This is a genomic window from Flavobacterium sp. 102, assembly GCF_003634615.1.
GTDB lineage: Bacteria > Bacteroidota > Bacteroidia > Flavobacteriales > Flavobacteriaceae > Flavobacterium.
In genome coordinates this window covers 327284-351234 of record NZ_RBKX01000001.1, presented here as the reverse complement: position 1 = coordinate 351234, position 23951 = coordinate 327284, and the positions used below count along the sequence as shown (strand labels likewise).

The 23951-nt window shown below is 37.2% G+C and carries 25 protein-coding genes; 3 read left to right on the top strand and 22 right to left on the bottom strand.

Annotated features, from left to right (window positions below; translation table 11 throughout):
* Positions 1–24: 24 nt before the first annotated feature.
* The 5 genes from C8C84_RS01630 to fabD all read right to left on the bottom strand — a co-directional run bounded on the left by C8C84_RS01630 (position 25) and on the right by fabD (position 3084).
* On the bottom strand, positions 25–282 hold the full coding sequence (locus C8C84_RS01630; RefSeq protein WP_121311866.1) for a hypothetical protein: 258 nt from the start codon (positions 280–282) through the stop codon (positions 25–27).
* A 15-nt stretch (positions 283–297) separates the two neighbouring features.
* On the bottom strand, positions 298–975 hold the full coding sequence (locus C8C84_RS01625) for a peptidoglycan DD-metalloendopeptidase family protein (protein ID WP_121311865.1): 678 nt from the start codon (positions 973–975) through the stop codon (positions 298–300).
* A gap of 10 nt (positions 976–985) precedes the next feature.
* Entirely contained in the window at positions 986–1369 is a 384-nt protein-coding gene (locus C8C84_RS01620) for a DUF3037 domain-containing protein (RefSeq protein ID WP_121311864.1), read from the bottom strand.
* The gene (locus C8C84_RS01615) at positions 1347–2135 is read right to left on the bottom strand and encodes a HipA family kinase (protein ID WP_121311863.1); all 789 of its coding nucleotides are present in this window, start codon (positions 2133–2135) and stop codon (positions 1347–1349) included. The genes C8C84_RS01620 and C8C84_RS01615 overlap by 23 nt, the downstream gene beginning before the upstream one ends.
* A 76-nt stretch (positions 2136–2211) precedes the next feature.
* A complete protein-coding gene (fabD, locus tag C8C84_RS01610) occupies positions 2212–3084 on the bottom strand; it encodes an ACP S-malonyltransferase (protein ID WP_121311862.1) in 873 nt (290 codons plus the stop codon).
* A 118-nt stretch (positions 3085–3202) separates the two neighbouring features.
* Here fabD and C8C84_RS01605 point away from each other — a divergent pair, with 118 nt between their 5' ends.
* Positions 3203–4819, top strand: coding sequence for a hypothetical protein (locus tag C8C84_RS01605; RefSeq protein ID WP_121311861.1), 1617 nt, complete (start codon positions 3203–3205; stop codon positions 4817–4819).
* Between the two features lie 32 nt (positions 4820–4851).
* Here the strand turns inward: C8C84_RS01605 and C8C84_RS01600 are convergent, their stop codons facing one another.
* The 10 genes from C8C84_RS01600 to C8C84_RS01555 form a co-directional block, all read right to left on the bottom strand.
* Positions 4852–5379, bottom strand: a complete 528-nt coding sequence (locus C8C84_RS01600) for an NADPH-dependent FMN reductase (protein WP_121311860.1) — start codon at positions 5377–5379, stop codon at positions 4852–4854.
* Entirely contained in the window at positions 5372–5608 is a 237-nt protein-coding gene (locus C8C84_RS01595) for a (4Fe-4S)-binding protein (protein WP_121311859.1), read from the bottom strand. The genes C8C84_RS01600 and C8C84_RS01595 overlap by 8 nt, the downstream gene beginning before the upstream one ends.
* Position 5609: 1 nt before the next feature.
* The gene (locus C8C84_RS01590) at positions 5610–6017 is read right to left on the bottom strand and encodes an OsmC family protein (RefSeq protein WP_158592541.1); all 408 of its coding nucleotides are present in this window, start codon (positions 6015–6017) and stop codon (positions 5610–5612) included.
* Between the two features lie 10 nt (positions 6018–6027).
* Positions 6028–6312: a GNAT family N-acetyltransferase gene (locus tag C8C84_RS01585; protein ID WP_121311857.1), complete on the bottom strand. Its 285-nt coding sequence runs from the start codon at positions 6310–6312 to the stop codon at positions 6028–6030.
* 90 nt (positions 6313–6402) lie between these two features.
* Entirely contained in the window at positions 6403–7119 is a 717-nt protein-coding gene (locus C8C84_RS01580) for a pirin family protein (RefSeq protein ID WP_121311856.1), read from the bottom strand.
* A gap of 427 nt (positions 7120–7546) precedes the next feature.
* A complete protein-coding gene (locus C8C84_RS01575) occupies positions 7547–8122 on the bottom strand; it encodes a Crp/Fnr family transcriptional regulator (protein WP_121311855.1) in 576 nt (191 codons plus the stop codon).
* Positions 8123–8201: 79 nt separating this feature from the next.
* Positions 8202–8561: a DUF6370 family protein gene (locus C8C84_RS01570; RefSeq protein WP_121311854.1), complete on the bottom strand. Its 360-nt coding sequence runs from the start codon at positions 8559–8561 to the stop codon at positions 8202–8204.
* Between the two features lie 2 nt (positions 8562–8563).
* Positions 8564–9730 (bottom strand): formate-dependent phosphoribosylglycinamide formyltransferase, encoded by a 1167-nt coding sequence (gene purT / locus C8C84_RS01565; RefSeq protein WP_121311853.1) that lies wholly within the window; start codon positions 9728–9730, stop codon positions 8564–8566.
* Positions 9731–9859: 129 nt separating this feature from the next.
* On the bottom strand, positions 9860–11044 hold the full coding sequence (locus C8C84_RS01560; protein ID WP_121311852.1) for a pyridoxal phosphate-dependent aminotransferase: 1185 nt from the start codon (positions 11042–11044) through the stop codon (positions 9860–9862).
* 57 nt (positions 11045–11101) lie between these two features.
* Positions 11102–12196, bottom strand: coding sequence for an acyl-CoA desaturase (locus C8C84_RS01555; protein ID WP_121311851.1), 1095 nt, complete (start codon positions 12194–12196; stop codon positions 11102–11104).
* 107 nt (positions 12197–12303) lie between these two features.
* Here C8C84_RS01555 and rsmG point away from each other — a divergent pair, with 107 nt between their 5' ends.
* Positions 12304–12933: a 16S rRNA (guanine(527)-N(7))-methyltransferase RsmG gene (gene rsmG / locus C8C84_RS01550; protein WP_121311850.1), complete on the top strand. Its 630-nt coding sequence runs from the start codon at positions 12304–12306 to the stop codon at positions 12931–12933.
* Between the two features lie 29 nt (positions 12934–12962).
* Here the strand turns inward: rsmG and C8C84_RS01545 are convergent, their stop codons facing one another.
* The 4 genes from C8C84_RS01545 to C8C84_RS01530 form a co-directional block, all read right to left on the bottom strand.
* Positions 12963–15257 carry a T9SS type A sorting domain-containing protein gene (locus C8C84_RS01545; RefSeq protein WP_121311849.1) on the bottom strand — a complete coding sequence of 765 codons (2295 nt, stop codon included), beginning with the start codon at positions 15255–15257 and terminating at the stop codon, positions 12963–12965.
* 120 nt (positions 15258–15377) lie between these two features.
* Positions 15378–17006, bottom strand: coding sequence for an L-glutamate gamma-semialdehyde dehydrogenase (gene pruA, locus C8C84_RS01540; protein ID WP_121311848.1), 1629 nt, complete (start codon positions 17004–17006; stop codon positions 15378–15380).
* Between the two features lie 122 nt (positions 17007–17128).
* A complete protein-coding gene (apaG, locus tag C8C84_RS01535) occupies positions 17129–17515 on the bottom strand; it encodes a Co2+/Mg2+ efflux protein ApaG (RefSeq protein ID WP_121311847.1) in 387 nt (128 codons plus the stop codon).
* Between the two features lie 73 nt (positions 17516–17588).
* Complete coding sequence (locus C8C84_RS01530) at positions 17589–18842, bottom strand: DUF5103 domain-containing protein (RefSeq protein ID WP_121314937.1); 1254 nt, start codon at positions 18840–18842, stop codon at positions 17589–17591.
* A gap of 188 nt (positions 18843–19030) precedes the next feature.
* Here C8C84_RS01530 and C8C84_RS01525 point away from each other — a divergent pair, with 188 nt between their 5' ends.
* Positions 19031–21835 (top strand): pitrilysin family protein, encoded by a 2805-nt coding sequence (locus tag C8C84_RS01525; protein WP_121311846.1) that lies wholly within the window; start codon positions 19031–19033, stop codon positions 21833–21835.
* Between the two features lie 54 nt (positions 21836–21889).
* Here the strand turns inward: C8C84_RS01525 and C8C84_RS01520 are convergent, their stop codons facing one another.
* From C8C84_RS01520 to map, 3 genes are read right to left on the bottom strand one after another with little or no spacing between them, the layout of a single operon-like run.
* On the bottom strand, positions 21890–22660 hold the full coding sequence (locus C8C84_RS01520) for a class I SAM-dependent methyltransferase (protein WP_121311845.1): 771 nt from the start codon (positions 22658–22660) through the stop codon (positions 21890–21892).
* Positions 22661–22708: 48 nt separating this feature from the next.
* Positions 22709–23086 (bottom strand): GxxExxY protein, encoded by a 378-nt coding sequence (locus C8C84_RS01515; protein ID WP_121311844.1) that lies wholly within the window; start codon positions 23084–23086, stop codon positions 22709–22711.
* Positions 23087–23131: 45 nt separating this feature from the next.
* Positions 23132–23950: a type I methionyl aminopeptidase gene (gene map / locus C8C84_RS01510; RefSeq protein ID WP_121311843.1), complete on the bottom strand. Its 819-nt coding sequence runs from the start codon at positions 23948–23950 to the stop codon at positions 23132–23134.
* Position 23951 lies beyond the last annotated feature (1 nt).

Below are 23951 nucleotides of genomic sequence, written 5' to 3'. Positions count from 1 at the left end.
TTTTGATGAGGATTTCGATTTTTGTTATTTTGCAGATTCTTTTAATTTTTCAGCTGCTTCTTCTAATTTTTTAGCGCTTTTTATTTTGGCACTGTCTATTTCAGCTTTGGCTTTTATTTTAGCAGAATCTATTTTGGCTTCTGCTTTTATTTTGGCTGAATCAATAGTTTCTTTTACTTCTTCGGTTACAGCGTCTGATGCCGCATCCAGTTTTTCTTTTGTTTCGTCTTTACAAGAGGCCAGTAAAGCGACTAAAGCGAATGATAAGATTATTTTTCTCATGAGTATATGTTTGATTTAGTTAATTTTTAATAACAAATTTGGGTCAGGACAATTACGCAAATAGAATGACAACGTTTTTGAACTGCAAACTCCGGGATAATCACCGGTTTTATTTTCCATATCGATAATGATTTGGAAATGCAAATGCGGTGCGTAATCTCCATTAATCGGAGGCAAACCTAAATTACCGATTTGTTCTCCTTGCTGCACAAAGTTACCAACTTTTTTGTCTTTTAAGCTGTCCAAACTCAAATGGCCATATAAAGTATGAAACTTGAAACTTTCTATTTCATGTTCCAAAATAATTGTCGGGCCATAATCACCTAAAGCCGTATTGTTTTGAAAACTGTGAATTTTTCCATCCAAAGCCGCATAAATAGGAGCCGATTCGTTGATCCATAAATCCAAACCAATGTGAATGTTGCGTTCATCGGTGTTGTCATTTTTGAAAACCGTACTTCTTTGGTACAAATTTCGAGTTTCATTATAACCGCCATAAGCGATTTTAGCCTTGTTATTCTCTAAGTAGTTTTGGATATATTCTTCGTAAGCTACCGCAGTGGTGAGTTTTTGGTTAGCCAAATTTTCATTGGTCACCGATAAATCCAAAGCGATATAATCAGTATAATCAATGTCTCTTGAAATGACTTTAACGGCTTGAATGTTTTTGAAAATGTCAGTGATATTCTCCATGGTACTCTATTTACAAAACTAATTCGGTATACAATTTTTCAAATGTAGCATCCAAATCCGAACTAAATCCCGAATGTGGTCGAGACGTTTGTATGCTCGAACTTTTAACAGCTGTTAACCATCTGAAACGTTCCGAAATTTCGAAAGCGCCAATTGGTCCACCATCTTTTTTTCCTTGACCAATTTTTACAAAGGATTCTACATTTTCCTTTAATTGATTGATATCAAATTCAGCACAAATCGACTGTATTTTTTCGGGTACAATATGGTATTCAATTCGCAGGTATCTTTGCCTTTTACAAAAAAGCAGCAATCCGATATTGATAAATTCTTCACGCTCTACCTTGGGCACAACACGAATAACGGCGTATTCATATAAGTGTTTTTCGTGCATCTTGCGCTTGTTTTAAAAATATATCAGCATTCGCCAATCGGAGGGTTAAAAATTGAAAATAGACTTCTTTGATTTCGTCAGGAGATATGGCGCTTTCTTCCCATTGTAACCAATCTTCCGGAATTTGGTTCACAATTTCTTTCAGAATTAAATCATTTAGTTTTGTGGTGAATTCGGTATTTACTTCTTCCAATCGAGTTGCTTTTGGCAACAAAACATGGTCTTTTATCAAAGCAAATGGCGAAACTGCATTGGCTTTCCAATTGTCCCAAGAATGGTGAAAATAAAAAGCGGCTCCGTGGTCAATCAACCACAATTCTTTTTTCCAAATTAAGAGATTGGTATTTTTAAACGTTCGATCAACATTAGTAATAAAAGCATCCAACCAAACGATTTTTGAGGCCAATAATGCGTCACAATCATTGGTCGCCGCATCATAAGTAATTGCGCCCGAAAGATAATGTAATCCTAAATTCAAGCCCTGACTAAATTTCAACAAATCCTGAATTTCTTCGTCGGCTTCTGTTCTGCCAAAGGCTTCGTCTAAATTGGCAAAAACCAATTCGGGAACCGGCAAACCCAAATAACTTGCAATTTGTCCGCCTAAAAATTCGGCAATCAAAGCTTTAACACCATGACCGGCACCGCGAAATTTCAAAACATATTTAAAATCGTCATCCGCTTCTGCCAATGCCGGAAGCGAACCACCTTCGCGAAGAGGCGTAATATATCGGGTTACGTTAACTGTTCGTAAATCTAAATTCATGAATATGGAATTCTTTAAAACAAAGATAGTATAAAAAAACTCCGATGTTTTTATCGGAGTTTTCAATTTTTTGAGGTTAGGCAGAATGGGTTTCCACTTCTCTGTCGATTTTATTAACCAAACCAACCAAGACTTTTCCGGGTCCGACTTCAGTAAAACTAGTCGCGCCGTCTTTAACCATTTGTTGTACCGATTGTGTCCATCTTACCGGAGCGGTTAATTGAATGATTAAGTTTTTCTTTATTTCGTTAGCATCAGAAATTGCACTCGCCGTTACGTTTTGATAAACCGGACAACTCGGTGTGTTGAAAGCTGTTGCTTCAATCGCGGCAGCCAATTCTTCACGAGCCGGTTCCATCATTGGGGAATGGAAAGCACCACCAACAGGCAACAATAAAGCACGTTTTGCACCAGCGGCTTTCATTGCTTCACAAGCTTTTTCTACTGCTGAGAATTCGCCCGAAATCACCAATTGTCCAGGACAGTTGTAATTCGCCGCCACAACAACGCCGTCGATAGTGGCACAAACGTCTTCCACAATTTTATCATCCAAACCTAAAACCGCAGCCATCGTTGAGGGTTTGATTTCGCAGGCTTTTTGCATGGCGATGGCTCTTTTTGAAACCAATTTCAAGCCGTCTTCAAAAGACAAAGCACCATTGGCTACCAATGCTGAAAACTCACCAAGTGAATGCCCCGCGACCATATCAGGTTTAAAATTGTCTAAAGTTTTAGCCAAGATTACCGAGTGTAAAAATACAGCCGGTTGCGTCACTTTGGTTTCTTTTAATGCTTCGGCTGTTCCTTCAAACATAATATCTGTAATTCGGAAACCTAATATTTCATTGGCTTTTTCGAATAAGTCTTTTGCTAAAGCTGAATTTTCATATAAGTCTTTGCCCATTCCGGTGAATTGAGCGCCTTGACCAGGGAATACATATGCTTTCATTTGAATAAAATTAGAAGACAAAAATAAGGATAACTATTAAATAAAGAACATCTCATTTAAAATTGTAACTTTCTTCTACTTTCTTACGTCAAATAGGAAACCTTTTAAACCAAAAAATATGAAAAAGAACCTACTTTTTGTGATCCTCTTTTTTTTACTGATTTATTTAACCATGCCCGTGCTCAATTATGGTTTCTATAGCATTGGGATTTTGCTTTTGCTTCTTTTACTATTGTTGTTTTTATCTTCACTCGGAATTACTACCGACGCTGCTCAAAAGAAGTTTATAGTTAAACAAAAACCAAGAAAATGGATGCTTTTTTTCATGGCATTGGTGTTGGCTTATTTAACAATATTGCCTTTAGTTACATCAGCTACCTTTTTACATGCTTCAAAGTACCAAAAAATGATTGGCGAAGTGAAGAAAGGAAACGAAATAGCCAAGCACATTGCGCCCATTTCTATGGATAAAATCAGAGTGGTTGATCAGAATTTAGCCTATTTGTTAGGAGAAAAAATAATAGGCTCACAACCGGCTTTGGGCAGTCAAATTCAACTGGGCAAATTTTCGATTCAAAAAGTAAATAACGAATTGTTTTGGATTGCGCCTTTGTTGCATTCCGGTTTTTTTAAATGGTTCAATAATTCTGAAGGAACTCCGGGTTACGTGATGGTTTCGGCAACAAATGAACGAGATGTGCGATTGGTGGAATCTGTCAATAATAAACCAATTCACATCAAGTATCAACCTTCGGCTTATTTTCAAAGTGATATTCACAGACATGTCTATTTTAATGGATATGCTACTGCTGGCTTAGAAGATTTTGTTTTTGAAGTTGATGAAGCAGGCAATCCCTATTGGGTCATTTCAACCTACCAAAAAGAAATTGGTTTTTCGGGGAAGAATGCAACCGGAGTAATTGTAGTTGATGCGCAAACCGGTGTTATCAATGAATATGCTGTCGCAGCAACTCCGGCCTGGGTTGATAGAATTCAACCGGCTGTAATTATTGAGGAACAATTAAATGATTGGGGAGAATTAATCAATGGCTATTGGAATTTTTCCAACCGAGATAAGTTGCAAATTACAGAAGGTCTGACTTTGGTTTATGGAAAAAATGACCGTTCCTATTGGTACACCGGATTGACCTCTGTGGGTAGTGATGAAAGCGCTGTTGGGTTTGTTTTGGTAGATACCCGAACCAAAGAAACTACATTCTACAAACAAAGCGGTGCTACTGAGTATGCCGCTCAACAGTCGGCAGAAGGTAAAGTGCAGGAAAAGGGATATTCGGCTTCATTGCCAATTCCGTATAATATAAACAACATTCCTACCTATGTAATGACGCTCAAAGACGATGGCGGATTGGTGAAAATGTATGCTATGGTAGCTATTAATGATTATACCATCGTAGGGGTAGGAAACTCGATGAGAGAAACATTGACCGCTTTTAAGAGCGCTTATAATTCTTCCGGGAATAAGATTAATCCGGGTGTTTCGGATGCCAAAAAGAGTTTGCAATCGGTTATTACGCGCATCCAAAATGATGTAAAAAACGGTAATAGTTTTTATTATTTTACCGTAAAAGACTATCCAAGTATTTTTGTGGGTTCAACACAAGTTTCGGGTGAATTGCCTATTACAGTTGTGGGAGATAGTGTCGAAATTTCGTTTGATATTGATGAAGAAAAAGTTATTGATGTTACCCGATTTGACAATAAAGCTTATAAATAATAAAAAGCCCTAACGAACAGTTAGGGCTTTTTTTATAGATTGATTTCTTTTATTATTTTTTTTAAATCACTGTCGAGCGTTTCATTAGTGATTTTTCCCTCTTTGAAATTATCATTGAAACTGGGTAAGGAAAAACTACCTTTTACAATTCCTCCTTGAAAAGGCATTCGTTTTACAGCTATATCCAAAACGGTTCCGCCACCACGCGCTCCGGGCGAAGTTGCCAATAAAAGCAATGGTTTTTCCTGAAAGGTTTTACTGTTGATACGCGATGTCCAATCTAAAATGTTTTTAAATGCCGCGGTGAAATTGCCGTTGTTTTCGGCAAACGAAATCAGAATAAAATCAGCCTCACCAATTTTTTGGTAAAAATCGTGCGCCAATTGCGGAAAGCCGTCTTTCTTTTCGCGGTCTTTGGAATAAATAGGCATTTCGTAATCGTTTAAATCTAAAAGATCAACACTTGCATTTTTAAACTGTTTCGAAGCATAAGAAGCCAATTGTTTATTGATAGAGTCGCTGCTGTTTGAAGCGCCAAAAGCCAGTATTTTTTTAGTCATCTTGTGGTTTATTTAAGTAATAGGTTAAAGCGCCCGACGGGCATTTTTTGATAGTTTCAATAATCTTCTCAGTAGTTGAGTTTTCGGCAATAATCCACGGTTTTTCCTTAGGTTTAAAGACATCAGGATTGTTGCGAACACAATTGGCAGAATGTATGCATTTTCCCGATTGCCACACGATAGTCACTTCGCCATTAGTGTATTCTTTGGTCAGGTTGTTGGCATCCATTTTATATTGTCGTATTAATGGTTATTTTGTTTTTCAGAATCTTCGAAATCGGACATTTTTCCGCAATGACCAATAAACGTTCTTTTTGTTCTTCACTAATGTTAGTTGAAAAAGTGATGGTTCTTGAAATACTGGTTTCCAATTCGGGAGTCATTTCCTGAGCTAAGTTTAGGGAAATATTGATTTCAGGAATATCCCAACCTTTGCGGTCAATGTACATTCGCAAAGTTGATAAAGTACAACCGGCTAGTGAAGCCAAGAATGTTGAAAACGGATCGGGACCAATATTATTTCCGCCAACGCTTTCCGGTTCGTCCATTAATAAGGTTCCGTTACGCCAAGAAATGGTGCATAAATATTTTTGGGTACCAATTTTTCCTTCTACGTTATTTTCTAAAAGATTTGCCATGACTCTACTATTATAAAACGTCTCTAAATTCAGGAACTTTGTCAAAAACGCTTTTCGCAAACGGACAAAGCGGAATAATTTTGATGCCGTTTTCGCGCGCATATTCTACGGCTTTGGTGACCATTTTTTTACCAAAACCTTTGCCTTCATTTCCCGGATTGACTTCAGTATGGTCGATAATGATTTTATCTTCTCCTGCAAAAATAAAAGTCATCATCGCTTCTTGTTTGCCATCAACATCGATGTAAAAAAAGCCTTTTTTACCCTCGATTTTAAGTTGTACTTCGTTGTTCATAGTTTGTGTTTTTTGTCATTTCGACAAAGGAGAAATCTCATCAAATTATTATCATTATGTGATTTCTCCCGTTGGTCGAAATGACAATGATTATTGAATCATTGGAACTTCCATTAATAATATTTCTGCATCCGTAGTAGCTTCAAAAGTTACTTTGTCAAAGTCGGTGATGCCTAAGCCATCTCGTTCTCCTAAATCTTGTCCGTCTACTTTTACGCTTCCTTTGATTACAAAAACATAAAGTCCATTGCCTTCTTTGTTGCGATTGTAATCCAAAACAATTCCTTTATCCAAATTACCCATGTGAAACCATGCGTCTTGGTGAATCCAAACGCCGTCATCGTCTGCATTTGGAGAAAGAATTTGTTGTAATTTATTGTGACGATCGCTAGTGTCTAACGTAATTTGTTGGTAACGAGGTTCTACATTTCTGTATTTCGGGAATACCCAAATCTGCAACAAATTGGTTCTTTTGTCCGGATTCGGATTGAATTCAGAGTGTTGAATTCCGGTACCGGCGCTCATCACTTGCACGTCTCCAAATTTAATCACTTCGGTATTTCCCATACTGTCTTTATGCGCCAAATCGCCTTCCAAAGGAATCGTGATAATTTCCATGTTATCATGCGGATGTGTTCCGAAGCCCATACCAGAGGCAACAATGTCATCATTCAAAACTCTTAAGACGCCAAACTGAACTCTTTCCGGGTTATAATAGCTGGCAAAACTAAAAGTATGGTGTGCGTTTAACCAACCGTGATCGGCATGTCCGCGAGTGTGTGCTTTGTGTAAAACGGTATTTTTCATTTGTATTTAATATTTGCTTTTTAATTGTCAAATGCAGCCGAAACAAGTTTCGGTGTCATCATGTATAAATTTACTGATTATTATGATACAAATTTACAATCATGAAGAGCGTAGCGCACTTAATGTAGATTAAGAAATGTTTTGAGCAGCAATGGCAAAGCAATAAAGTAAGTTTGAAGCTCGTTTGAAAGGCTCCTAAGCTCAATTTCTTATGTACGTAGAGTGTTTGAAGGGGTCAGAAAAGGGTTTGAAGGAGTCCGAAGCTTTTTCTTGTGAGTCCGAAGTATATTTACATCAGTCCGAAGATCGTTTGAGTGAGTCCGAAGCTCATTTGCGTGAGTCCGAAGCTCGTTTGAGGGCTGGGAAGACTTGAAAATGCTCGAAAATTGTTTTTTTGAATTAAATTTACCTCTTTATAATTTTGGCTCTACTTCTTTAGCATCCGTGCTTTCATTTTACTAAAGAATTCCGGCGTGACGCCAATAAAAGAAGCAATTTGTTTTTGAGGCACTTTTTGAATCAATGTTGGGTATTTTTTGCAGAACTTGTCAAATCGTTCTTCGGCAGTTAGGCTTAGGTTGTCCATTAATCTTTCTTGGTTGGCTACCAAAGAATTTTCGATAAGGATTCTGAAAAAACGTTCCAGTTTCGGAATTTCCAAATACAGTTGCTCTTGGTTTTCTTTAGTTAATACAACCACTTCGGCATCTTCTAAGACTTCGATAAAGAGATTGCCCGGTTTTTGAGACAGCAAACTGTACATGTCGCTAATCCACCAATCTTCGCAGGCAAAACTCAGTACGTGTTCGACTATATTGTCATTGATATTGAAACTTCGAAGTAAGCCCGAATTGACAAAATAACCTTCTTTGCAGACTTGACCGGCGTGTTGAAGAATGGTTTTGGCTTTGAAGTGTTTGGTCTCGGTTTTAGAAAGAAAAAGCAACTCTTCTTCAGGAGTTAAAGAGATGTGTTTGGAAATATTTTGTAGAATCAGACTCATGTTTCAAAAATACTATAAAAGTTACTTCCACGAAAGCATAAAAAAAGCGTCCTGATTCAATCGGGACGCTTATCTATTTTTAATGTTTGTGACCATCATGGTCATTATGATTGTGCTTTTCTATTGGAAGTAGTTTGAAATTAGAAGCTACAAATCGGCCATTTTTAACTTCGCCAACTACTTCTGCTTTTCTGATGGTAGAACAAAAACCATCTTCGGCATGGGCATCACCGTGTTTGTTGATGTCGGTTCCGTCTACAAAATACGATTTTCCATCGATACGAACGGCCAAGTCACAGCCGCCTTTTTCTTTCATCCCAAATTGACATTGGCCACAAGAAGCTTCCACGATTTTTGGTTTTTGTTCTTGCTTTTTTTCTTGTGCATTCGTTGCTGTTACTCCTAATGTAAGGAAAGCAACTAAAAGTAATTTCTTCATAATTATAAATTTACGGTTACTAATTTTGCTGTTTCTTTAGCTTTTTCAACTATGGTTTCAATGGGTGTGTTCAAAGAGTCATTTGTCAAAACAACGCCCATTCTTCGGTAAGGTCTGGAGGTTGGTTTTCCAAAGATACGAAAATCAGTTTTAGGTAACGAAGCTACATCCGAAATTCCTGTGTAAGTTAGATTGGTCGAATTGCCATGGGCCAAAATCACCGCACTTGCCCCGGCTTTTTCTAAAGTAATTTCAAAGATGGGTAAACTTAAAATGGCACGCAAATGCAATTCAAATTCGTTAAAATTTTGGGTGCCGGCTAAAGTAACCATTCCGGTATCATGTGGTCTTGGCGATAATTCTGAGAAGTAAACGCCTTCATTAGTCAGGAAAAACTCAACACCGAAAAGTCCGGCACCGCCAATGGCTTCAGTAATTTTTTCGGCCATATCTTGTGCTTCAAATAAGTCTTTATCAGAAACCTGAGCCGGTTGCCAACTTTCCTGATAATCGCCACGTTCTTGACGGTGACCGATTGGAGCGCAGAACAACGTTGGATTGTTATTTTGGGTAACCGTTAGCAAAGTGATTTCAGAATTGAAATTAACGAAAGCTTCAACGATTACTTCAATAATATCGCCACGAGAACCTTCTTCGGCATATTGCCAAGCTTTTGCAATATCGGCTTCAGATTTGATGGTCGATTGTCCTTTCCCGGAAGAACTCATCAATGGTTTTACGACACAAGGAAGGCCAACTTCGGTAACGGCTTTTTGCAATTCTTCAGCCGAAGTAGCATAGCGATAATTGGCCGTTCTTAAACCTAAATCTTTGGCGGCTAAATCGCGAATCGCTTTTCTGTTCATGGTAAAATTGGCCGCTTTTGCTGATGGTACAACTGTGATGCCTTGTTTTTCATAATCGTAAAAACGTTCGGTGCGAATGGCTTCGATTTCGGGAACGATAAAATCGGGTTGGTGTTTGGATACGATTCGGTCTAATTCTGCGCCATCTAACATATTGATGACTTCAAATCCGTGAGCGACTTGCATCGCCGGAGCGTTTTCATAACTATCGACAGCGATGACGGTTTGCCCAATTCTTTGTGCAGCGATGACGAATTCTTTTCCTAATTCGCCGGAACCGAGTAATAATATTTTTTTTGTCATGGTTTGTGATTAGCAGGGATTGCGCGAAGGATTGGAGCAAGTACCGCGTACTGCGGAAAGCCTGGCCCAAGGGGCGCGCCCAAATTATTTATAAAAAAGCCCCAAGTTTCCTTGAGGCATAATATTATATTAAACTAGTGCTTCTTTGATTCTTTTGAATGCTTCGGTTAGTAATGCTTCGCTGGTAGCATACGAAAGGCGAATGCAATTTGGGTTTCCGAAAGCGTCTCCGGTTACGGTCGCCACATTGGCTTCTGACAACAAATACATCGAGAAATCATCGGCATTGGCGATTAATTTTCCGCGCAAAGTTTTTCCGAAGTAGGCTGAAACATCCGGGAACAAATAAAAAGCACCTTCAGGAACATTGATTTTGAATCCAGGAATTTCTTTGGCTAACTCAACTACCAAGTTTCTTCGGTTTTTGAAAGCTGCCACCATTTCGTTTAAAACGCTTGGATCAGCATCAACCGCAGTAATCGTAGCTCTTTGCGCAATGGAATTGGCACCTGAAGTTACTTGGCCTTGCATTTTGGTACAAGCTTTGGCGATAAATTCCGGAGCGCCGATATAACCGATTCTCCATCCGGTCATCGCGAAAGCTTTGGCCACACCATTCACTGTTATGGTTCTGTCGAATAGTCCGGGAATAGAAGCAATGCTGCAGAAGGTTCCCGAGAAATTGATGTGTTCGTAGATTTCGTCAGAAACGATATAAATGTTTGGGTATTTTTCTAAAACTTTACCAATGGCTGTTAGTTCCTCACGATTGTAAACTGAACCACTTGGGTTACAAGGCGAACTGAACCACATCATTTTGGTTTTTGGCGTGATGGCTTTTTCTAATTCTGCTGCGGTCATTTTGAAATTACTTTCTACAGAAGTTGGTACTTCAATTGGAACGCCACCGGACAATCTGATGATTTCGTAATAAGAAACCCAATATGGTGCAGGCAAAATTACTTCATCACCATCGTTCAACATCACTTGCGCAATGTTGTATAGAGATTGTTTTGCACCTGTAGAAACTACGATGTTAGCCGGTTTGTAATCTAAATTATTATCTCTTTTGAATTTTCTGCAAATGGCTTCTTTCAGTTCTCCGTAACCGTCGACCGGAGAGTAAGTGCTGTAATTTTCATCGATGGCTTTTTTCGCAGCTTCTTTGATAAAATCGGGTGTATTGAAATCAGGTTCGCCTAAACTTAAACTGATAATATCTTTTCCTTGGGCTTTTAATTCTCTGGCCAAAGCCGCCATAGCCAATGTTTGTGAAGTAGATAAATTGTTGATTCTGTCTGATAAAATGCTCATTGTGTTGCTGTTATGGTGTTAAATAAAGAGACGCCAATAAAGGCGTCTGTTTTTATGTTATGCTAATTGAGGTTGTCTTCCTAATTCCCTTAAGTGCTTGAAATGCGAGGCAATAGCCGCTCGGGTTGTTTTGAATTCGTAATAAGGCAGTTCACATTCTTTAGCTGTTTGTTTTACGATGTCTGCAATTTTGTCGTAATGAACGTGACTGATATTGGGGAATAAATGATGTTCCACTTGGTGATTTAAACCACCGGTGTAATAATTAACCAACCAGTTTTTAGGAGCGAAGTTAGCAGTAGTAAACAATTGGTGAATTGCCCAAGTATTTTCTATTTCACCATTTTCATCCGGAATTGGGTTTTCGGTTTCTTCAACTACGTGAGCTAATTGGAATACCACACTTAAGATAACTCCGGCAGTGTAATGCATTACCAAAAATCCTAAAACTACTTTCCACCAAGTCACGCCTAAAACAATAGGAATTACTATCCAAATAGAGAAATAAATGATTTTAGTGATGATTAAAGTAGTCCAACGAATTACCGGTTTTTTGAATTCGCCGTAAGATAAGTTTCTTTTCAAATAACGTTTCATTTGAAGGAAATCGGTTGTGATTGCCCAATTGAAAGTCAATAATCCGTACAAGAACACAGAGTAATAATGTTGGAATTTATGGAATTTATACCATTTGGCTTCTTTGGTGAAACGCATGATTCTTCCGGCTTCTAAATCTTCATCGTGCCCTAAAATATTGGTGTAAGTATGATGTAAAACATTGTGTTGTACTTGCCAATTGTAAACGTTTCCGGCCAAAATGTAGATACTTCCGCCCATGATTTTATTGACCCATGATTTAGAAGAATAAGCGCCGTGATTACCATCGTGCATTACGTTCATTCCAACGCCTGCCATTCCGATACCAATTACAACGTTAAGTAAAAGGTAAGCCCAAATAGGCATTTGCATTGCCAATAAAATAAAATAAGGTGTTAGGAAAATAGAAAACATAACGAAAGTTTTCAAATGTAGTTTCCAGTTTCCGGTTCGGTCAAGATTGTTTTCTTTGAAATAGTTGTTTACTCTTGAATTTAGGGTTCTAAAGAATTTTAAACTATCAGTTTTAGAAAAAATGGGTGTTGTGGTATTCATTATAGTATTTCAAATTTTGCCCAAAGATAATTATTATAATTTTTTAAAGATTATAAACAAATCATAATTATTAACCAAAAGCACTATTTTTGTTGAAAAATCAACTTATGGAAGAAATTATCAAACAATTTCCTAATCTTACTGAAAATCAACTCTTACAGTTTCAAAAATTAGAAGCTTTATACCAAGATTGGAATGCGAAAATCAATGTAATTTCCCGAAAAGATATAGACGAATTGTATACCAAACACGTTTTGCATTCTTTGGCTATTGCCAAAATTCAACCTTTTGAACCCGGAACTTATATTTTAGACGTAGGAACCGGTGGTGGATTTCCCGGAATTCCATTGGCGATTTTGTTCCCGGAAACGCGTTTTTATCTGATTGATGTGATTGCCAAAAAGATAAAAGTTGTCAAAGCTGTTGCTGATGATTTGGGGTTAAAAAATGTTAAAGCCGAACAAATGCGTGCTGAAAATGTCAAAGGAGATTATGATTTTATCATTAGTCGTGCCGTGACCAATATGCCCGATTTTGTGTCTTGGATTAAAGACAAAATCAAAAAGCAAAACAAACACGAATTGAAAAACGGAATTCTGTATTTAAAAGGTGGTGATTTAACTGAAGAGTTAAAAGATTTTCTGAAAGCAACAGAATACAACATAGCGGAATTCTTCAAGGATGAATTCTTCGAAACCAAAAAAGTAGTTCATTTGCCTTTGAAGTTTAAAGCATAAAAAAAGCCTCTCGATTGAGAGGCTTTTTTTTAATTTTTTACAATTTTCTTAGTTATGCTTCCTTTTTCATTGCCAATGGTAATCAAATAGACACCTTTGGTCAATGTCACTGGGATTTCTAAAGTTCCGCTGATGGTTTGATTTTTAGTTGTGTAAATGGATTTGCCTAACATATCAGTAACAGTGATATTGGCATTCTCAATAGTATATGACGTATTGATTTCAATATTATCTGCCAAAGGATTTTTGACCCAAAGTGTTTCCAAAGCGGGATTATTTGTGGACAAAACACCATTTATAATTTCATTCAAAGCAAAAGTCACATTATTTTGGTTTAAAGTAACGTGATTTTCATTGACTGTCGGAATAGAAGAGGCAACAAATGGCGTTACCGAAGTTCCGGTTACCGATGAATATAGATTATTCGTATTTGAAATCGCCATTGAACTCCAAGTCGGAATGAAAGTGAAATAATCAGCGTTTAAGTTGGTGAAAAATTCGGTTAATAAAGGATCAGTGCCTAAATCCGCTTCAAAACCTGCCATGTCAAATCTTCCTCCCGGCGCCGAATCTAAACCATCTGTGTCACTAGGTGACTTTGATTCAGCTAAGCTTTCATAGCCAGTAATCCAAACAAAAAACCACTGTTGACCACGAAAACGACTGACTTGATTGGTTTGACTGGCGGCAGGTGTAAATCTCAAATTAATGATGGCTCGTTGTGTTGAGGTTACATTAAAAGTATGATTCATCACTTCAAAATTTGGCGAATAATTCATGGTTCCGTTTCCCGCACCGTTTGAAATAGATACGTTTCGTACTGTTGTTGGGAAACCCATAGTATTTAACTCGTTTTGAAATGCTGCTCTGAAATTAGGAGCGCCGGTCGGAACTAACGATGCTGAAGCGGTGTTAAATTCAAAAGCACTTCCACTTTGCAAATGCCCGTCCATGTGGTCGATTAGCATTTGTCTTGCCGCCGGACTTTTAATCAAGCCGTCGACAATAGGTTGTACTGCCGCACTTCCTAATGGTCCGTATGCCATATAATTGAATAAATGTTGGAAACCAATTGGCACATTCGCCCCTTGATGAGGAGAATCAAAAGAAATGTACAAACGGGTATCGTGGTTTAAATTGTTTATTTCCATATACCGCAAAGCGTATCTTGAAATCAATCCGCCCATGCTTGGACCAATGACTACATTTTTTTGATTGCCCACTTTTTGAGCGTTGATTTGATTGATTACTTCTACTAATATAAAAGCATTTCTTTGGATAAAATCAACACCACCGTCAACAATAGTCGTTGTATTTGGTCTGGTATAAGTCGGGAAGTTTACCAAGACTATATCAAATCCTTGCGATCTTAAATAGTCGGCTAAATTTTGTCCGCTTCCATAATTCAATCCGGCATAAATAGTCGCAATATTTCTTGTGTCTCCAGGATCAAAACCATCTATTAAAAAAACCGGTTTGTCTAAGATGCCATCAACGGTATCCGGAAAAATTTCGTATTGGCCTTGTCCAAAATATGGAGCAGTTTCGCCAAAACCTTGATACGGAATCGTCGCTGTGATTGAAGTTGTTGCATTAGGCTGGAAGTTGTTTTGAGAATTTCTATGGACAACACCGCTGTTTTGGTTATCGATTTCAATTGCAAATGATTGGATGATTGTTTCTCCATTGGTAAACTGAATTTTGCAATTCACGATTTGTTTTCCGGCAGTTTCAAAATCAATTCTGAATGGACTATTTCTTGAAATCGTTTTCCAAGTTTCTTCATCTTTAGTTTGAATAGCGATATTTTGAATTACTCTGTCCGTCGTATTGAAAATCAATTCATTTTTCAGTACAAAATGAACTTGGTTACTTTCTACTTTTGGAAGCAAAGACGAAATCAAACTAATAGAGTGTTTTGTAAATACATTTTGAGCATTGGGTTTCAACTGAAATTGATTATTGGAGCCTAAAAATAAATCACCGTTTTCAGTAGCGGCCGAATTAATTTTTTCAAAATCAGTAATCAAAATACCCAATGGCACTTGATTTTGAATTTTTCCTAAACTTGCCGCTTCACGAAGTTTTTCCAATTTTGGTAAGCGTTGCAAAAAATCGGCACGCTGTATTTCGTGGTAAGCTTGCAAGAAATAGGTTGTGGTTACTTCAGAATTTTTCGGTTCAGAAGCATTTGAAATTCCGAAAACGCGGTCGTACAAAATATTGGTTTCCGTTTTGGCTTTCAATAAATCATAAGATTTGTCTTGAGCAAAAGTGTAAATGGAAAAAAAGGAAAATAATAAAAGGGTAATTTTTCTTTTCATAGTTTTAAGGTTGTTGGTTTTTTGACACCCGAAGATACAAAAAATTCATTTTCAACGGAATAAAAAAGTCCGAGCACAAACTCGGACTTTAGATTTTTTATCAAAATTGAAAAATCGGTATTATTCGCCTAAAAAAGGATAACGATAATCTTCCGGAGTAACCATGGTTTCTTTGATGGTTCTTGGAGAAACCCAACGCAATAAATTCTGCATTGAACCTGCTTTGTCATTCGTTCCTGAAGCTCTGGCGCCACCAAATGGTTGCATTCCAACAACAGCTCCGGTTGGTTTGTCATTGATATAGAAATTACCAGCGCTGTTTTGTAACGCTAAAGTGGCTTCTTGAATGGCGTATCTGTCTTGACTGAAAATCGCTCCGGTCAAAGCATATTCTGAAGTTTCGTCAACCAATCGTAAAGTTTCAGCCCATTTGGCATCTTCATAAACATAAATTGTCATCACCGGTCCGAAAAGTTCAGTTTCCATCGTGGCATATTTTGGGTTTGTAGTAACAATCACAGTTGGTTCAATGAAGTAACCTTTAGATTTATCATAGTTACCGCCAATAATAATTTCTGCATCCGCATCTTTTTTTGCTTGTTCAATATAACGAGCTAGTTTGTCGAATGAAGCTTCAGATATTACTGCGGTAATAAAGTTGGACATATCTTCCGGTGAACCCATTTTCATGGATTTTACATCGGTAATCAATAGGTCTTTAACTGCCGGCCATAAACTTTGTGGAATATAACCTCTTGAAGCCGCTGAACATTTTTGTCCTTGGAATTCAAAGGCACCACGTGCAATTCCGGTTACAACTTGTTTTACATTGGCACTTGGGTGTGCGATGATAAAATCCTTTCCGCCTGTTTCTCCAACAATTTTAGGATACGATTTATAGTTACTGATATTGGTTCCAATTTTTGCCCAAATATCATTGAATACTTCTGTTGAACCAGTGAAGTGAACACCAGCTAAATGCGGACTGTTTAACAACACTTCCGAAATCATACCAGAATCACCCATAACCATATTGATGACTCCATCCGGTAAGCCGGCTTCTTTGAAAATTTGCATAATTACATTGGCCGAATATACTTGTGTTGCCGCTGGTTTCCATACGACAACATTTCCCATTAACGCGGCACATGATGGTAAGTTACCAGCAATTGCTGTAAAGTTAAACGGCGTAATGGCATACACAAATCCTTCTAACGGACGATATTCTACTCGGTTCCAAACGTCTGAAACTGATTTGGGTTGGTCGTTGTAAATTTGTGTCATGAATTCTACGTTGTAGCGTAAAAAGTCAATCAATTCACAAGAAGCATCAATTTCTGCTTGATAGATGGTTTTGGATTGCGCAATCATAGTGGCTGCGTTGATTTTGGCTCGGTATGGTCCGGCGATTAGTTCGGCCGCTTTTAAAAAGATAGCCGCACGTTGTTCCCAAGCCATATTAGCCCATTTTTTTCTAGCTTCCAAAGCAGAGACAATCGCTTTTTCTACATGTACTTTTTCAGCTAAATGGTATTTTCCCACAACGTGTTGGTGGTCGTGAGGCGCCGTCATATTTCGGGTATTTCCGGTGCGAATTTCTTCGGTGCCTATGTAATTTGGAACCTCAATAGTCTCGTTCCACATTTTTTGATAAGCCGCTAATACAGCTGCTTTTTCGGGCGAATTTGGTGCGTATGACTTTACGGGTTCATTAACCGCTTTTGGGACATGAAAAAAACCTTTTGGCATGATATTGAAAGATTAAAAATTTGACAATTGAATAGCTAAAGAGATTCTTTTTTAAGAATTTCTAAATGCGACACAAAAGTACAAAGGAAAATTTGAATTTTTGACAAGAAGTCATTTCAAAATTAATTCAAAGCAAAAGGTGCGCTTAATTTAAATGTTGGCACAATCACTTTAAACGTTTTTGTCGAAGTAAAATTAATCATGTTGAAGTAACCGCTCATCGCTCCAAATGGTGAAGATAGTAAACAGCCTGAATTATAAGTGTGTTTTTCGCCGGGTTTTAAAACCGGTTTTTTGCCAATCACGCCTTCACCGTCAACGATTTCTTTATCATTAAGCGAATCTAAGATTTCCCAATGGCGAGAATTTAATTGAACCGAATCTTTACTGTGGTTTTCGATGGTGATTTCATAACTAAAGGCAAAATGAATCTTGTAGTTTTTGAAGTAAGTACCTTCAAAACTAGTCAAGACCGAAATCTTTATACCTCTTGTTATTTGTGAAACCATGTAGAATTCATTCTATTACGCTGTCAAATTTACAAAAAATACAAATTGATGCGTCAATTCAGTGTTAAATTTTCTAGTTAGTTATATCGATTGAGCTGGCTATTCCTTTTCCGATAATTCTATCGTATCGTTGGTTGTTTTCTCTATAATATACTAAGGCAAAATAATTGTTTTCGGTTTGGATAAAATTGCCATCGATGGCATTTTCTTCATCTACAACACCTTTGCTGTCTGCGATTACATATTGGAAATTGGTAAAACCTTGCTTAATCATAATGGCTTTTTCATAAATTCCTTTTTCGGCATTGTATTCCATTTTGTTTTCTTCACTGATGGCGTAATTGTTAAACATACCATTAACATATATCGGTTTTTTGCCATAATAGTTTGGCGCCGAAAGGCTAAAAAACACCCAAGCATAATCGGCTTCAATCTCGCTGTTTTGAGCCCCGATATTTTTCACAATAAAATTACCGTTGATGTCAGGATAGTAAGTGTAAGGCATATTGGCTCTGGCTTCGGCCCGATATAGATAAGCGTTGTAAATATTGCCTTTTGAATCAATTTTGGCGATACTGTTATTGGCGGCACGAATGTCTTTATTTTCAAAAAACAGAAATTCATTCCCTGCCCAAAATTGGGTTTCCGCATCATATTTATAAATCAAATCGTTGCCAATGGTGTATTGAGGAACAATATTGGTAATCGCATTGTCAAATTTACCGTTTTGTAATAATAAAACTTTGACATTCTTCAGAGGGCTTTGGAAATTTATAGTAGCCGATTTTATGGCAAAATCTAAATTGTGTTTTTGATTGGTTACCGACAAATTTCTGGGTCTTCTGACTTGCATCGGAACACTGACCAGTTCTTCATAGAGAATAAATTTTTTAGTAAAAACGACTTCTTTATCATCGTTTAAAATTTTGATAACATAATTACCGCTGACTCTGAATTGTGTAAATCTATTGGGGAAAGACAGTCGGTAATGGGAATAGAGTTGAAGCGTTGTCAACGAATTGGTATAATCTTGAATTCTTTGGTCGTCAAAACCATTGATGTACTCGGCTTTGGCTAATTGTGAAGGTTTCCAATCATAATCACAATGCGTTATCGTATAAAAATAATTGGCTTCATTGCCATATAAGTCATCAAATTGGACTTCAAAGTTATCGCCCAATCTAAAAATAGGAATCGCATTTTGTCCGTTTTGAACAAAACTAACGGTTTTGATATTGTAAGGTGGTGCGATTTCTTTTTCGACTTGAGAAAAAATATTTCCTGAAATAAGAATAAATATAAAAATGAGTAGGCTCTTTTTAAACATAATTTTCATTTTTTCGAATGGTAAATATAACAATTATTAATACATGAATTGTGCCGTTTGTTTCTCTAAAGATATAGTAACGCTAATATTTCGTTAAATATATTTTTGTAGGTGTTTATTTTATTAGTTTCACAATAAATGTAATCTTTATCCGTTATTATTTTTTATAAACCACAAAACTAATTTTTATGAAACAAATTTTAAAATCGGTACTGTTTCTTTTAGTATTCCCAGCGGTAAGTTTGGCGCAGGATTTAAAAGGGACAGATGCAATTCCTTTTGATGCTGCTGTGAGAAAAGGAACCCTAAAAAATGGCCTGACTTATTACATCAGAAAGAATAGTAAACCTGAAAACAAAGTCGATTTAAGACTGGTCATTAATGCAGGTTCTATTTTGGAAAACGACGACCAACAAGGATTGGCGCATTTTATGGAGCACATGTGTTTCAACGGAACGAAACGTTTTCCGAAAAATCAATTGGTGGATTATTTACAAAGTATCGGGGTTAAATTTGGTCAACATTTAAATGCTTACACCGGTTTTGATGAAACGGTTTATTTTCTTCCAATTCCGTCAGACGATGCTGAAAAAGTGGAAAAAGGATTCCAGATTATTGAAGATTGGGCTTTCAACGCCAATTTAACGCCGGAAGAAATCGACAAAGAAAGAGGCGTTGTTTTGGAAGAATACCGTCTTGGATTAGGTGCCGATAAAAGAATGGAAGACAAATACATCCCAAAAATGATGTACAACTCGCAATATGCTAATCGTCTTCCTATTGGTAAAAAAGAAATCTTGGAAAACTTCACTCATGATAAGTTAACGAGTTTTTACAAAGATTGGTACCGACCGAATTTGATGAGCGTAATTGTGGTTGGAGATATTGATGTCGCTGCAATGGAACAAAAAATCAAAGACCATTTTGAAAAATACCAAAACCCAAAAAACGAAAAGCCGAGAAAAACTTTTGAAGTTCCTAATCACAAAGAAACTTTTGTAGCTATTGAGAGCGATAAAGAAGCAGCTCAAACACAAATTCAATTGCTTTATAAAGATTATGGTGTGCGAAAACCCAAAAAAACCATTAACGATTTGAAAGAACACGTGGTAGAAACCTTGTTTTCAACCATGCTCAACAACCGATTAAATGAATTGGCCAATTCACCAACACCGCCATTTACCTACGGATTTACTTATCACGGCGGAACTTTTGCTCGTGATAAAGAAGCTTTCCAGTCTTTTGCCATGATAGACGAAAAGAAACAATTAGAAGCTTTGAGAGTATTGGTTTCAGAAAATGAAAGAGTGAAAAAATTTGGTTTCACTACCGGAGAATTTGAAAGAGCCAAAAGCGAAATTTTATCCAGATCGGAAAGCCAATTCAAAGACAGAGACAAAAACAATTCAGAAAATTTCGTTTGGGAATGTCAGTCAAACTTCTTGGATCAAAGTCCAATGCCCGGAATAGAATGGGAATATGCTAATATTCAAAAAATATTATCAAGTATCAATTTGGCGCAAGTTAATGGCTTTATCAAAGATTTTATCAAAGATGATAACCGAGTGGTTGTGATTACTTCGCCTGAAAAAGAAGGGCTTAAAAAGGTAACCGAGAAAGAAGTATTGGCGGCAATAACCGTTAATGCCAACGATTTAAAACCTTATGAAGACAAAGCGGTAGCTAGTAGTTTATTGCGTAATCCGGTTAAAGCGGGTTCAATTGTCAAAAAAGAAACCAATGATAAAATTGGTGCTACTACTTTAACTTTATCTAACGGTGCCAAAGTAACTTACAAGAAAACCGACTTCAAAAACGATGAAATTTTATTGGAAGCAGTAAGTTTTGGTGGTACCAATTTGTATTCGAATGAAGAAATCAAGAAAACACAATTTGCCAATGGTGGATTAGCTGAAGCCGGTTTTTCGGGCTTAGATCAAAATGATATCGACAAGTTTATGGCCGGAAAAATCGCCAATGTAATGCCTTATATCAGTAATACTACTGAAGGTTTTAGGGGAAGCACAACACCTAAAGATTTAGAATATGCATTCCAAATGTTGCATGCCTATTTTACAGATTTGAACTTTGATGCAGCCGCTTTTGATGGCTTTAAGCAAAAGCAGTCTAACTTTACAGAAAACATGATGTCGCAACCGAATTTCTATTTCCAACAAGAGTTTTACACTTATTTGAATAAAGAAAACCCAAGATGGAACGGATTGGTTCCAACGGCTGAAAAATGGGCTACGACCGATTACCAATTGGCTTACAATAAATACAAAGAACGTTTTGCTAATGCTGCTGATTTTGAATTTTTCTTCGTAGGTAATGTAGATGATGCTGCCATGGAAGATTTTGCCAAAAAATATATCGCTTCCTTACCTTCAAACGGTACGAAAGAAACCGCTAAAGATTTAGGTTACCGACTGTTGAAAGGTAATCTCAAAAAAGTAGTCAACAAAGGAAAAGACCCAAAAAGTAACGTAACTATTATGTTCTATGGTGATGCCACTTATACCCCAAAAGAAGCAGTGGCTATGACGGCTTTGGGTGAAGTTTTAAGTATAAAATTGATAGAAGAGTTAAGAGAAAACGAAAGTGGTGTTTATGGTGTAAGTGCTCGGGGAAGCATGAATAAAGTGCCGAATGGCTCCTATAATTTCAATATTGGTTTCCCTTGCGGACCGGAGAATGCTGAGAAATTGACTGCTTCGGCTTTGGCGGAGTTAGATAAAATCATCAAAAACGGACCGGAAGAAAAAGATGTAAATAAATACAAAGAAGCTGAGGCTTTAGACTATAAAAAGAAGATTAAAGAAAACCGTTATTGGATGACCAATTTCACCAGATCTTTTATGAATGGTTCAAGCCCGGATGAGATTTTAATGGCTTCTGAGAAGGTAAAAGCGGTAACTGCTAAAGAAATTCAGGAGGTTGCGAAGAAATACTTAACAAAAGATAAAACTATCGGAATTTTAATGCCGGAATAATTTTCGTTGAATTATGCCTGAAAAGCCATCATGCTGAAAAGTATGGTGGTTTTTTTATTTAAAGCAAACCGGAATAATCTCGCCTTTGGCCAAACAATATTTCTCGACCAATTCAGGAGCAATTTTGTTAGTGTAATCTTCTTCGATTACAGTAAAGCCGATGCTTCTCAGTTTGTCAAAATAATCTCGACCATAAACTCTAACGTGGTCATATTGCCCGAAAATCTTAGCGCGCTCTTTTTGATCTACAATTGAATCATCTGAAAAAGTCGTCGCTCTCGATAAATCTTGTGGAATTTGAAAGATTCCCATTCCGCCCGGTTTTAAAACTCTGTATAATTCCTGCATGGCTTTAGTATCATCCGGAATGTGTTCTAAAACGTGGTTGCAAAGAATTAAGTCATACGCATTGTCCTCAAAAGGCAAGTTGCAAATATCCGCTTTCACATCCGCTAATGGCGAAAGTAAATCGGTTGTAGTATAATCGATATTGGTTTGTTTTTTGAAACGCTTGTAAAATTCTTGTTCCGGCGCAAAGTGCAATACTTTTTTCTTGGTGGTTGCCGTAAAAAAATCAGTTTCATTTTGCAAATACAACCAAAGCAAACGGTGTCTTTCTAACGAAAGTGTACTCGGTGACAAAACGTTGTTTCTTTGATTTCCATAACCATAAGGCAAAAACATGCGGAAACTTTTCCCATCAATCGGATCAGTGAATCGGCTTCCTTTTAACAAAAAAGCTAAAATGGGACGAACCACAATACTCAAACGAATTAGGATTGGTCTTGGAATGGTATTTAAGATAAACTTGAATATTTTTTTCATGGTTGTTTCACAAAGATTCGCAGAGTATCGCAAAGGATCACAGAGAATTTAATTGTTGTTAATAAATCGTTTAATGTTGTTTTTCAGAATCTTACTGTCAAAATTCATTAGCAGTCCAATAGGATAATTTCCTAATTTGAGATAAGTTAATACTTGGGCAAAATGAACGTCAGTAAAGTTCTCTACTGTTTTGATTTCGATGACTAATGAGTTCTCAATCAATAAATCAATTCGGTAACCATGGTCTAGTTTTACTTCTTTGTAAACGATAGGTAATGATTTTTCCTTCTCAACTTGTAATCCGGCATTTTTCAACTCATAAAAAAGACATTCCTGATAAGCAGACTCTAGTAACCCGGGACCAAGTTCTTTATGAACTTCAATAGCTAAACCAATAACTTTATATGTCAATTCGTTTATTTCCATCTTTGTGTATCTCTGCGTCTTCTTTGTGTATCTCCGTGTTATAGCTTATAGTGCCAAAGGCTGTTTCCTAAACTCATCTTCTTCATTACTCACAATGCCCAAAGCTTTATAAATGTAAGCGAATGTCGAAAGCAATTCAGGTTTGCCGTCAATCAAAGCTACGTCATGTTCGAAATGCGCGCTTGGTTTTCCATCAGCAGTTAGGATTGTCCATCCGTCTTTGAGTTGTTTGATATTTTTGGTTCCCATATTAATCATCGGTTCAATGGCAACCACCATTCCTTCTACAAATAATTTTCCGCGACCGCGTTTACCGTAATTCGGCATTTCCGGGTCTTCATGCATCTTTTGACCCAAACCATGTCCGACTAATTCGCGAACTACCCCATAACCATGCGCTTCGGTATATTTTTGAATCGCGTTCCCAACATCTTCTACACGGTTTCCGATTTTGAATTCACGAATCCCAACGTACAGACTTTCTTTGGTGACTTGCAATAATTTCTTAACATCTGGCGCAACTTCACCAATTTCAAAAGAATAGGCGTGGTCTCCATAAAATCCGTTTTTCAACGCACCGCAATCTACCGAAATTACATCGCCTTCTTGCAAAGGAACATTGTTAGGAATGCCGTGAACAACTTGCGCATTCGGACTCATGCAAAGTGAATTCGGAAAACCATACATGCCCAGAAATCCCGGTTCAGCACCGTGGTCTCTGATGAAGGCTTCCGCCAATTTGTCTAAATATAAAGTGGTTACTCCGGGTTTGATTTCGGAGGCTATCATGCCTAAGGTTTTGGAAACAATTAAGGCACTTTCGCGCATCAATTCAATTTCTTCTCTTGTTTTTTGGATAATCATG